At 48.0% G+C, this 12,204-nt stretch carries 8 protein-coding genes; 4 read left to right on the top strand and 4 right to left on the bottom strand.

Going from position 1 to position 12,204, the window contains the following annotated elements:
- Nucleotides 1-4: 4 nt before the first annotated feature.
- From GBK04_RS24330 to gyrA, 3 genes are all read right to left on the bottom strand, one after another.
- A complete protein-coding gene (locus tag GBK04_RS24330) occupies nt 5-1,156 on the bottom strand; it encodes a hypothetical protein (RefSeq protein WP_152764228.1) in 1,152 nt (383 codons plus the stop codon).
- Nucleotides 1,157-1,375: 219 nt separating this feature from the next.
- Complete coding sequence (locus tag GBK04_RS24325) at nt 1,376-2,836, bottom strand: tetratricopeptide repeat protein (RefSeq protein ID WP_152764226.1); 1,461 nt, start codon at nt 2,834-2,836, stop codon at nt 1,376-1,378.
- A 55-nt stretch (nt 2,837-2,891) separates the two neighbouring features.
- Complete coding sequence (gyrA, locus tag GBK04_RS24320; protein ID WP_152764224.1) at nt 2,892-5,441, bottom strand: DNA gyrase subunit A; 2,550 nt, start codon at nt 5,439-5,441, stop codon at nt 2,892-2,894.
- Nucleotides 5,442-5,806: 365 nt separating this feature from the next.
- Here gyrA and GBK04_RS24315 point away from each other — a divergent pair, with 365 nt between their 5' ends.
- The 4 genes from GBK04_RS24315 to GBK04_RS24300 are packed head-to-tail and all read left to right on the top strand — an operon-like array spanning nt 5,807 to nt 9,896.
- The gene (locus tag GBK04_RS24315; protein WP_152764222.1) at nt 5,807-7,111 is read left to right on the top strand and encodes a gluconate:H+ symporter; all 1,305 of its coding nucleotides are present in this window, start codon (nt 5,807-5,809) and stop codon (nt 7,109-7,111) included.
- A 51-nt stretch (nt 7,112-7,162) separates the two neighbouring features.
- Complete coding sequence (locus GBK04_RS24310) at nt 7,163-7,630, top strand: RidA family protein (RefSeq protein WP_152764220.1); 468 nt, start codon at nt 7,163-7,165, stop codon at nt 7,628-7,630.
- A gap of 33 nt (nt 7,631-7,663) precedes the next feature.
- Nucleotides 7,664-8,773: a D-TA family PLP-dependent enzyme gene (locus GBK04_RS24305; RefSeq protein WP_152764218.1), complete on the top strand. Its 1,110-nt coding sequence runs from the start codon at nt 7,664-7,666 to the stop codon at nt 8,771-8,773.
- Between the two features lie 52 nt (nt 8,774-8,825).
- Nucleotides 8,826-9,896 (top strand): dipeptidase, encoded by a 1,071-nt coding sequence (locus GBK04_RS24300; protein ID WP_152764216.1) that lies wholly within the window; start codon nt 8,826-8,828, stop codon nt 9,894-9,896.
- 4 nt (nt 9,897-9,900) lie between these two features.
- Here GBK04_RS24300 and GBK04_RS24295 read toward each other — a convergent pair whose 3' ends face one another.
- Nucleotides 9,901-12,198, bottom strand: a complete 2,298-nt coding sequence (locus tag GBK04_RS24295; RefSeq protein ID WP_373331306.1) for a hypothetical protein — start codon at nt 12,196-12,198, stop codon at nt 9,901-9,903.
- Between the last annotated feature and the right edge of the window lie 6 nt (nt 12,199-12,204).

Genomic DNA, 12,204 nt, shown 5'->3' with positions numbered 1-12,204 from the left:
TGTGTTATAGTCGCTGGGGGGGGGTACCTGGTAACACTTTTACCACTTGTGAAGAAGTATCTTTGCTGCATAAATTTTTGAAACTTTTCACCACCGAATAGCTACCCGTATCCTGTACAGTCAGCGTTGAGCTGGTGGCTCCGGCGATGTTGTTCCCGTTGAGTTGCCATTGGAACGACCAATTGGGAGCAGTGTCTGTTTCAAGACTAATGGGTCTTTCCGGGCAATACTCCACTTGTTCAGCTTTTACCTTATTATAAGTGATAACCGGTTCAGGCGGGGTAGTTTTGCTGCACTCAATGACCAGCAATTGAAAATCACGCCGTACTAAACCAACCCGGACTCCATTCCGAAATTCTTCGCATTGTACGGTAAACACATAAAGTCCCAGTTGGCTAGCTGTAACGGTTAGTAGTCCCGAACGACTGTCGATGGCCAGGGCAGGGTTGCCGGGTATCATATTGCGGTCCGAGACAGTAGGTACCCATTCTACCAGCGGGTAGCCCGCTTTTGGATAGTCGTCCCCGATAGGATTGTTACGACCGGTATTACCCCGCATCGGAGTCACCAGTGAATAGCGCAATTCGTCACCGTCATTGTCAGTAGCTGACACATTCATGGAAAATGCCTGGTCTTTACAAATATAGTCGCCATTAGGAAAACTAAATTCAGGCGCGGAGTTAGGAATGGTCAGGGGCGGAAATTCCAGATAGAATACCATTCCACTGGATCCGGGTGACTGAATATTATTGATGTCATCATTGCGGCAGCATCGTTCCCATACAATATAATATCCACCCGCGTCACTATAATCGGATGATTTTAGGGTAATCTGACTAGTATAGGTACCCTCCAGAGTTCTTAACGAACGGAATGAAGCGCAGGCTTGGTTCTTATAACTAATATTACGAGTTGATACGAAGGGAAGTGATACCTTCTGAATCAACTGGTTATCACGCTTGCGGTAGAAAAGCAGTTCCACCGACGGATCCCGATTGCCGGAAGTGAGTGTATTCTCATCCCAGAACTGGATCAAAGTAAACGAAAAGCGATTGGGTACGGCAGTAACTTGCATACGGATTTCACCGCCCACAATATGGCGTCCGTACGAATGAAATGTAGTGAATAGAACAACAATAAGTAAAAAGTATTTCATCCGTGTGTGTAAATAGCTCACAAATCCAAACAAACCCTGCTTTCATGATAAATATAAGGAGGATTTATTTTACCCCATACTCCGGCAAATAAATATCTGTTGCAGAATAGATTACCCCAACTTAAAAACAACATAGTTTTGTTTTATAATTTATATTATGTTAAGTAAATTATTCAAACAATAAAGCATCCACAAAGTGGATGCTTTATTATCAATTCCTTATTCTGCTACACACTCAACCTTCTTCTCTGTAAATTGAGTAAGGATGTTGTTCACATTCTCCAAAGTACTTTTCGCTTCTTCTTCATCAGGTCGTACTTTCAAAGCTTTTTCAAAGTATGGCTTGGCTTTCTGAAATTTCCCGCAAACCCGGCCTTCAACTTCTTTGCCACGCTGCTGGTACTCGGACATGTTCATATTATCTACCTCACGCTTAAGTTCTACGGCATCATTAAAGTAGAAAACACCCAAATTGAATAATGCATCGTAATTCTCAGGTTCTGCCGCCAAAGCCTTTTTGTAGGTATCAATGGACAAATCACGATACTGACTGTACTGTGTTTTCAGGTCTGCCATTTCCTTTTGCATCGCTGCCTGATCGCCACTACTTGCTTTTGCAGCCATGGCCGAAACTTCACCTTCGTACTTAGTAACATTGGATTTTGTAGTTTCCAATGATTGATTGACCTCATCCAGTTGACGCTTCAAATCGGCATTCTTAGGCTGTTTCTTCATCAAGCCGGTGATGCGTTTTACTTCGTTTTGATAAACTTCTATTTTTCCTTTCTCCTCTTCGAGCTGCTTTTTCTTAGCGTCCATGGTGTTACTAGAGGCTCCCATTTTTTCCTGCAATTCACGAATTTTAGTGCTTTGCTTGATGGCGCTATTGTCATACAGAATGGCAAGGTTCACCATATTGGTGACGTTAGAAGGATCCTTGGCGGTCAATTCCTTTAATTGATTAATCGCCATATCTTCATTCCCCGAAGCCAGGTGGATGTTTACAATCTCTGATTTTAGGTCCTTGTTATCTGGACTTTTTGCCAGACCTCTTTCCAAGGTGCTGATCGCCTTGTCAAATTTATTGTCAGCTCGGTACAGCTGGGCAAGCCCGTAGTACACACTGGGATCGGTGCCGCCATTGCTAATGTATTTTTCAAATTCTTCAACAGCTACATCTTTCTTATCTGCTTGCTGAGCCGATATGCCACCATATAGTGCTGCTGTCGTATCCTTCGCATTGATCTGCTGCGCCATCTGAAACATTTTCAGAGCCTCGGTCATGTTTTGAGCCTGATACTTTTCAGCTCCCTGCTTTACAAAGGCAGTGTACAAGTTAGTTCCTTCCGCTCCCTCCAGAACCCCTTGGGCTTCTTTAGCCGAACGGCCCGGCTCGCCTTTTTTGGTCTTATCTAATTCAACTACTTTTTTATAAGCATCGTATGCAGTCATTGCAGCGTTGGAGTCCAACTGTGAATACTGCAGGGCAATGTTCTGATAAAGCTGAGCGCGCTCCATCCAAGTGGCCGCTTTGGCACTGGCTTTTTCATCCTGGATACTTTTATCGCTTTTCTCTTTATCTTTTTTGGCCTGATCCAGCATAGCCTGATCCACAGCTGACTGAGCAAAAGTCAGTAAGCTGAACAGGCTTAATGTAGAAACAAAAAATATTCTTTTCATATGGAATGTTTTTTTGGTTGTGATTAACGGTACTAAATACGCTATTTTATTTCAATTATTGCAACTCCTCAGTATCTGATGCATCAGGTGACACAGGATTTTCTCCTGTTAATTCGGTTGGACTTCCGTTCAGAGTCTCCTCGTTTTCTTCTTCATCATCTTTCAGAATACGGGTTACGGACGATATTTCGTCTGTGTTATTCAACCGAATGAGTTTTACGCCCTGGGTGTTGCGTCCTGCCTGCCGGATGTCGGTCACACTCATGCGAATGGCTATTCCATTGCGTGTAATAATCATCAGATCGTCCTGCTCGGTCACTTCACGGATGGCCACCAGTTTCCCTACCTTTTCGGTAGCGTTCATAGTGGAAACCCCTTTTCCTCCTCGATTTGTGACGCGATAGTCTTCAATGGGCGAACGTTTGCCGTAACCATTTTCAGAAACAACCAGCAATTGCGCATCTTCACGATTGATACAGACCATACCCACTACCTCGTTTTTGGGATCATCGCTCAGGTTGATCCCGCGCACACCGGAGGCCGTCCTTCCCATGGGTCGTACACCCTTTTCATTGAATCGGACGGCACGGCCCGCACTTTGCGCGATCACGATGTCATTATCGCCATTTGTCAAAGCCACGTCCAACAACCGATCTCCCTCGTTGACCGATATCGCAATAATCCCGTTTTGCCGGGGACGCGAATACGCTTCGAGGAGTGTTTTCTTGATGGTACCCTGACGAGTACACATGATAATATAATTATTATTGATATAATCCTCGTCGCTCAGGGTCTTGACGTTGATCACTGCCCGGATCGAATCCCCTGACTCGATACTGATCAGGTTCTGGATGGGGCGTCCCTTGGAAGTTTTTGCTCCTTCAGGTACCTCATAAACTTTCAACCAAAAAAGCTTGCCAAACTCAGTAAAAATCATAAGATAATTAAGCATCGTGGCTGAGAACAGGTGTTCAGTGAAGTCGTCATCTTTGGTCTTCACACCCCGTGCCCCTACCCCACCCCGGGTCTGGATCCGGTACTCCTGCAACGGGGTGCGCTTGATATACCCCTGATGTGAAATGGTGATGAGCATTTCCTCATCAGCGATCATGTCCTCATCACTGAACTCTTCGGCGGCGTATTCAATCTTGGTGCGCCGGTCATCACCATAGCGCTCCCGGATTTCACTCAACTCCGTTTTAATGATTTCAAATTTGCGGATATCACTACCCAGAATATCCCGCAAATCAGTAATCAGGGCCATTATCTCCTCGTACTCTTTGATAATTTTATCGCGCTCAAGACCGGTAAGGCGCTGCAAACGCAATTCCAGAATCGCTTTGGCCTGAATTTCAGAAAGTGCAAACTGTTCGATCAAACCCGCCTTAGCGGTGTCAGGATCTTTGGCACTGCGAATCAGATTGATTACAGCATCCAGATTATCAAGCGCAATCAGCAAACCTTGTAAAATATGTGCGCGCTTCTCGGCCTCACGTAATTCGTATTCAGTCCGGCGTGTTACCACGACTACCCGGTGATCCACGTAGTGCCTGATCAGATCTTTGAGATTCAGGATCATGGGTCGTCCTTTCACCAGGGCCACGTTGTTGACCCCAAATGAGGTTTGCAGCGGGGTGTATTTATACAGGTGGTTCAGAACGATATTGGGGATAGCATCCTTCTTAAGATCGAATACAATCCGCATGCCATCCCGGTCCGATTCATCCCGGATGTCCGAAATCCCGTCCAGTTTTTTATCGTTGATAAGTCCGGCAATGCGTTCGATCATCGAGGCCTTGTTGGTCATGTAGGGAATTTCGGTCACGATGATCTGCTCCCGTCCCGTCTTGGACACCTCCATGTGCGTGTTGGCGCGGATGATGATCCGGCCCCGACCCGTTTCGAAGGCTGAGCGAACTCCCTGGTAACCGTAAATGGTTCCACCCGTAGGGAAATCAGGCGCCTTCACAAATTCCATCAATTCCGCGATCGTGATTTCGTTGTTGTCGATGTAGGCTACCACTCCATCGATCACCTCACGCAGATTGTGCGGAGCCATATTGGTCGCCATACCAACGGCAATCCCCGACGAACCATTGACCAACAGATTGGGAAACTTGGCGGGCAATACCGATGGTTCCTGCAGGGAGTCATCGAAATTGGGTTGAAAATCAACCGTTTCTTTATTTATATCGTTCAGCAACTCATCCGCAATGCGCTTGAGACGAGCTTCGGTGTACCGCATGGCAGCCGGAGAGTCTCCGTCCACCGAGCCAAAGTTACCCTGCCCATCGACCAGCATATAACGTAGCGACCAAGGTTGGGCCATCCGCACCATGGTGTCATATACGGAAGAGTCACCATGCGGGTGGTACTTGCCCAGCACTTCGCCGACAATACGGGCCGATTTTTTGTACGACTTGTTATAATTCACACCGAGATCCGACATGCCAAAAAGTACGCGGCGGTGTACGGGCTTTAACCCATCGCGCACGTCGGGTAGGGCACGGGAAATAATAACCGACATCGAATAATCGATGTAGGCACCCCGCATTTCATCCTCAATGTTAATGGGGATGATGTTTCCACTTGTTGTTTCTGCCATAAAAAAAATGTAACGAATCGAAGAATTTGATTGTGCTAGCTAACTGACCGTAAAGAAGTATAATTTTTGCTCCAAATGATTGGATTCAAAGAGTCAAATTTCGTCATTTTTAGCGGTTTAAACAAGAATTTGGCCTTATGTCCTGAAAAGTAATTTGCTATTCGGAGCCCACAGGGCGGTTTTTGCCATCGGGAAGTGAATTTATGAACCACCGAATTCGATCCGGCGTTTGGATTTTCTTACGAATGATAGGATTATTTTAGTTTCAAGCCCGTAATGCCTGACAAGCCCCCTTACCCGGGTATCGTTATATTTGACTCCTTAGCGCCTTATACAACCCGAACCCTATCAACTATCTCTTTTTTATGCCCCTTATCTTCACGTTTGCTGCCATTTTGTGCCTGGTGCTGCTTATTGCCTGGCTGAAACTCGACACCTTCATTTCCTTTCTGCTGGTCTCCATCGGATTGGGACTGATTAGCGGCATGGAGGTAGGCCAAATCGGAGCAGCTGTCCAGAAAGGCATCGGGGGTACCTTGGGTGAATTGGTACTCATTGTGGGTTTTGGAGCCATGCTCGGTAAGCTGGTCGCCGACAGCGGAGCCGCCCAGCGAATTACCGATGCGCTCATTGGTCTGTTTGGCAAATCGAATATTCAGTGGGGTCTGGCCCTGGCGGGATTTGTGATAGGCATTCCACTTTTTTATAATGCGGGTTTTGTAATTGTGGTACCCCTGATTTTCATGATCGCTTCTTCGGCGGGACTGCCACTGCTGTATGTGGGTATTCCCATGTTATCGGCCCTGTCGGTGGCTCACGGGTACCTTCCCCCCCACCCTTCGCCCTCGGCCATAGCTACCCAACTCAACGCCGATCTGGGAAAGACCCTCCTCTATGGGTTGATAGTTTCCATTCCTGCCATCGCGGTGGCTGGCCCTTTGTTTGGCCGTACATTAAAGCGATTCAATCCAAGACCCGACCCCTTGCTGTTCGATGTAAAAGCACGTCCGGTTCACGAATTGCCGGGCCTGGGCATTAGCGCGGTAGCGGCTCTCCTACCCGTTTTTCTATTGACGGCCCTTTCGGGTATCAATAAAATAATTCCCGGATATAAGCTTATTGAAATTCTGGCCGATCCCAGTTTCAGTATGCTGGTATCAGTATTATTTGCCGCGTATGCCCTGGGCCTGCGACGGGGGCTTTCCATGCGGGAGGTATCCAAATCCATGGAGGAGGCCTTCAAAGGAGTAGCGATGATCCTGCTGATCATTGCCGGAGCGGGAGTATTCAAGCAAATTATGACTGAAAGTGGGGTAAGCCAGTACATTGCCGAAGGCTTGAAGGGCGTACAGGTGTCGCCGATTATTCTGAGTTGGGGAATCGCCGCTGTCATTCGCGTGTGTGTCGGGTCTGCTACCGTCGCTGGGCTTACCACCGTGGGGATTCTGGCCCCGTTGCTAATGCAGAATGCCGTAGCTCCCGAACTTATCGTGCTGGCCATCGGAGCGGGCAGTTTGATGTTCTCGCATCTGAATGATGGCGGATTTTGGCTATTCAAAGAATATTTCAATCTTAGTATCCGCGACACTCTGCTCACCTGGTCCATCATGGAAAGCATTGTTTCGATAGTGGGCTTACTGGGGGTACTTGCCCTCAGTATGTTTGTATAGTAGTCTGTTCAAAAAACAGTTTCATCATTCATATCTCCTTTCCTACTTTCTATGGCTTCTCCCGAGCAAAATTTCTCCAGGCTGAATCTTGAACTTCCTCCCGCTCCCAAACCACTGGGCGTATATAAACCCTTACTCATCGTCGATAGCCGTTGGGTATATGTTTCGGGGCACGGTACTGTCCAATCCGATGGTACCTTGATAAAAGGCCGGATTGGCGATGCATTGGATATAGAACAGGGGAAAGCGGCGGCCCGACAGGTAGGTCTGGCGATACTGGCCACCCTCCGGGAAAACCTAGGCAGTCTGGATCGGATCAAGCGGGTTATAAAAGTACTGGGTATGGTCAACTGTACTCCGGACTTTGAAAGGCACCCTTACATCATCAATGGCTGCAGCGAATTGTTTGCTTCCGTTTGGGGTACCGAGGAAGGCATTGGGGTACGTTCAGCAGTGGGAATGGGTTCTTTGCCCGACAATATACCCGTAGAAATAGAAGCGATGTTTGAATTACATTGAAGTGTAAATTTCAGTAGCCAATATTCAAAACAAATGCAGACTGACACCTGGTACGAAGTCCATAATCCCAATCAGATATTTTCCCCTTCTCTATTGGTTTACAAGGAAAGAATTGAGTTCAATATTGCCTTGATGATCCAAATCGCCGGCAGCGCTGATCGGTTGGTTCCGCACGTCAAAACCCACAAGATGGCGGAAGTGACCCAATTACAATTGGAGGCCGGCATTACGAAATTCAAGTGCGCTACCATAGCCGAAGCCGAAATGCTGGCGCAAACCGGGGCAAAATGGATATTGATCGCCTACCAACTGGTCGGCCCCAACATAGAGCGACTATTTGCCTTACAGAATAAATATCCTGAGGTATATTTTGCCTCGCTGGTAGATTCGCACGCATCGGCGCAGCAGCTGAGTAAAAGCAGTGCAGGTAGGGTAAGCAATGTGTTTATTGACGTTAACAACGGTATGGATCGTTCAGGTTTTCCGATCCACCACGGACTATTGGAGCTTTACCAGGAAATTGCGCAAATGGACCATTTGCAACTGCAGGGACTTCATGTCTACGACGGCCATATTCGGGAGGCTGTTTTTGCGGAACGGAAAGCCCACAGTGACGCCGCTTTTAAACCCATTCAGCAAATTCAGACGTCATTAAAACAGGCAGGGTACCCTGCCCCAATGATCATTGCCGGAGGCTCTCCTACTTTCACCGTCCATGCCCAACGGACGGCTGTGTATTGTAGTCCGGGTACCTGCCTGCTGTGGGACTGGGGGTATGGCGAGCGTTTCCTGGACCAGCCCTTTCAACATGCCGCAGTTATAGCTACCCGGGTAATTTCTAAACCAGCCGAAAATATTATTACCATCGACCTGGGCCACAAAGCGGTAGCAGCCGAAAATCCGATTGATCGTCGTTTCAAGTTTTTGAATTTAGATCGATACGAAGTTCTCAGCCAAAGTGAGGAGCATGGAGTGGTTCGGGTAGCCCACTGGGACCGTATCCAATTGGGTGATTTGCTCTATGCCCTCCCCTATCATATCTGTCCTACAGTAGCCCTACATGAATATGCCGCAGTGGTCGAAAATCATACAGTGTTAGACAAATGGCCAATTTTGGCCCGTCGACGGATTATTTCGGTTTAAATCCTTAAACAGCTATCCACTCACAATCCTATACCCTTTATCAATCAATCCCATGTTTCTCTTCGACGCCCATCTGGACCTTGCCATGAATGCCCTGGAATGGAACCGTGATCTTACCCGTCCTCTGGCAGAAATCCGGGCCAGGGAAGCCCACTTGACGGACAAACCTGACCGGGGCCGAGGGGTAGTTTCATTTCCCGAAATGCGCCGGGGTACCATTGGCCTCTGCGTGGCCACGCAGATCGCCCGGTATGTCAAATCCGACAGTACCTTACCCGGCTGGCATTCACCGGCCCAGGCCTGGGCGCAAACTCAGGGACAACTGGCCTGGTATCAAGCAATGGAATGGGCGGGAGAAATGGTACAGATTCGGAATGCAAAGGATTTAAGGCAACATCTGACGTTATGGCAATCAGCAGAAAAAACCGACGACCTACCCATTGGCTACATTCTCAGTCTCGAAGGGGCGGACTCCCTACTTTCACTCGACCATTTGCATGAGGCCTACGAGCGGGGTTTGCGCGCGGTAGGTCCGGCCCATTATGGTCCCGGCGTGTACGCATACGGTACGGACGCGGATCAGCCCCTTAGCCCACTGGGGCAGTCGCTGTTGCGGGAAATGGAAAAACTTTCCATAATCCTCGATGCTACCCACCTGTGCGACAGCGCCTTTTGGGATGCTGTACCTGACTACAATGGCCCCGTCTGGGCCAGCCACAATCTGGTGCGGGCCCTTACACCGCACAATCGTCAATTTTCAGATGAGCAACTCAAGCTACTAATTGATAAAGGGTCTGTAATCGGGATGGCTTTCGATGCCTGGATGATGATTCCGGGCTGGCAACGCGGAATATCGACTCCTGCATCCACAGGTCTTCGTATCGAGCATGTCGTGGCGCACATCGACCACATCTGTCAGTTGGCGGGCAATACCCACCACGTAGGAATAGGCTCCGATCTGGATGGCGCCTTTGGAAAAGAACAAGCTCCCGGCGATATGGAATCGATTGCCGATTTGCAGGTTCTGACCGATCTGCTGGCCGCGAAAGGCTATGACCATGCAGATGTTGAAAATATATTCTGGAAAAATTGGGTATCTTTTTTGGAGAAGTCGTGGGACTAAAAAGCTACCAGAGTCGGGCGCCGACTCTTATACCGGCAGTACGGAATTGCGCTTCGGTTTTTCCCTTTGCTCCAGAGGAGCTCACGGCATTGGCATTATAAATTCCCGAGAAATTATATCCTCCCACTATTTCTATAAAGAAACCGAATTTCTTTTTCTGCAATTCGATCCCCAAAGCGGCCAGGGTACCCAGTGATTGTTTCTTCAGAAGTGAACGATCCCGGGTTGATTCGTTTTTGTAATGATTCTGTAAGGAGTAGCTCATGGGCAACAACACTTCGAAGCCCCCTTTGAGGTAGGGCCGCAAACGGTTGGGGTCCGTTCCGGTTGGGTGCAGCTTAAAGGCCACATAAGCATCGGCTCCGGAAATTTTAAAATCGCCCTTAGGATCGCCCTTATCTACCGATTGATATTCCGTTTGGAAGTAATCCAGACCAAGGACTACATCCAGTGGATTGAGGTACGAAAGAAATGAAACTTGTAGACCTGCGGATGTAAGGTACCCGTAGGTGGTTTCCCATGCCTTCCCCTCCTCAGTGTACTTAGGCTTATTAATACCAATTCTGACGGAGGGTTCCAATGAAACCGAAACATTGCTTTTCTGGCAGCGATCGGGGTAGGCATCACATTCCATATCTTCCATGATTTCCTTGATCCGTAGCTTCTGGGTTTCGGATGCGCAGGTATAAGCCTGCTGATAGTAGTCATACGATTTTTTCCATTCCCGGTTTTCGGCACTTTGAATAGCCTTATTGCGGTTTGTAATATAGCACGTAAGCTGCTCGCACTGACTGATTCGGTCCCGGTATTGCAACAGCAGACTATCACGGTTCCCCGGATCGCACATCCAAAGGTTTTGTATTTGTTCTATTATGCCCCGGGCCTCCTCACACTTCCGGGTGTCGAGTGCCTGATTTCCGCGGGCGGTAAGCGAAACAAGCGAACTATCCGCAATATAGAATTGATACACAGAATCGCGCAGCGCTATGTACTGAGCAGAAAATTGAGAATTGTTCAGTCCACACCCCGATAGTCGGGCGGCTGCAGTATCCCATCGTGTTTTCGCCGACTTTACCTGACATTGGGACAAATCAAGCCGGATACCTACCAGTAAATTTTCAAAATCCTGGCGCCGGTCTTCACAATCAAGCTGAGCAGCTATGCGGCGTTGAAGTACCTCTAAATCAGTATTGAGTTCAGAAAGCCCTAATTGATACGCTTCCATACTATACCGGAGAGCTTCCTGATATCGGGTCTTATCTCCATTTTCGAGGCCTTCCTTCTCACTCCACACCGCCTGGCCATACAAGTATTCAAAATAGAGCTTTTTGGCACAGAGCTGGATAGTTCCGCCCACACTTGGAATCTGTCCCGCTTTTTCGATCAGGTTGCGGTAGGCACTCTCCAAAAAAGGTCCGTTTCCCGGATCTTTTAACAAGCGAGCAATGTCGCCCTCAATGGCCCGGTACTCGTCCACTAAGCGAGAGGTACTTACAGCTTGTGGAATGAAGGAAGAATTGTTCTTAACGAAATAAGCCAGATCCTCAATTCGACAATCCTGCGCGTACTGATTCATACGTTCAGTCGGATTTCCCTGAGAACGGGATCCTAGAATCGCCCTCTGACCTTCCTCGGCGCTTTTTATTTCGTATTCCAGTGTACTGATAATGTATTTGGAAGCGGAACGATACTTCCTAAGTATATCCAGGGTAAGGGCTTTATCCTCTGTAACCGCTATGCGACGGTAATCTTCTCCCCATTTGCGCAGGGCCTTTACCGATTGCAATCCGGCCAGGTATTGTTCCCGCAGAGTTTGGTTTAGGTTTCCTCCCAGTTGCCGCGCCTTATTATAATAACCCAATGCAGCCAGAGTATCCAGTTCCAGCAATTTGGTGTCTCCCTTGTAGGCATATTCGAAACCCGCTACCACCCGGGTACTTTCCGCAATTTTCTTTACCAGTACCTTGTCTAATTGCTGCAAACAGGTTTGGATGCGGGCGTCAAGAATGGCTGTGTGCAGATTGGGAGCAATCTCGCGGTATTTACTATATGCCTCAAGCGCCTCCGCATACTTTTTTGCCCGGTAAAGCCGCTCGCCCGTCTGAAAAACTGTTTGAAGTTGCCTGGTTATTTTAAGTTGCCGGGCAAATTCAGGTACTTGAGGTGCGGCTTCGTACAGCTTTATCGCTTCATTGAATTTCCCTGCATCGGCATATTGTTCGGCGGTAATCCAGATATCGTACAGATTTCGGTTTTGGAATAGCTGGCACCACCCCTTGCTCGAAGAAATGAATAGTAACAAACAGAT

It is taken from the genome of Salmonirosea aquatica (assembly GCF_009296315.1).
GTDB classification, from domain to species: Bacteria; Bacteroidota; Bacteroidia; order Cytophagales; family Spirosomataceae; genus Salmonirosea; species Salmonirosea aquatica.
This window is presented reverse-complemented; position numbering and strand designations above follow the sequence as displayed.

Coding starts and splice junctions, on each gene's coding strand:
- GBK04_RS24300 (WP_152764216.1), top strand. CDS start 8,826: ATGTTTCTCTTCGACGCCCATCTGGACCTTGCCATGAATGCCCTGGAA.
- GBK04_RS24310 (WP_152764220.1), top strand. CDS start 7,163: ATGGCTTCTCCCGAGCAAAATTTCTCCAGGCTGAATCTTGAACTTCCT.
- GBK04_RS24325 (WP_152764226.1), bottom strand. CDS start 2,836: ATGAAAAGAATATTTTTTGTTTCTACATTAAGCCTGTTCAGCTTACTG.
- GBK04_RS24330 (WP_152764228.1), bottom strand. CDS start 1,156: ATGAAATACTTTTTACTTATTGTTGTTCTATTCACTACATTTCATTCG.
- gyrA (WP_152764224.1), bottom strand. CDS start 5,441: ATGGCAGAAACAACAAGTGGAAACATCATCCCCATTAACATTGAGGAT.
- GBK04_RS24315 (WP_152764222.1), top strand. CDS start 5,807: ATGCCCCTTATCTTCACGTTTGCTGCCATTTTGTGCCTGGTGCTGCTT.
- GBK04_RS24305 (WP_152764218.1), top strand. CDS start 7,664: ATGCAGACTGACACCTGGTACGAAGTCCATAATCCCAATCAGATATTT.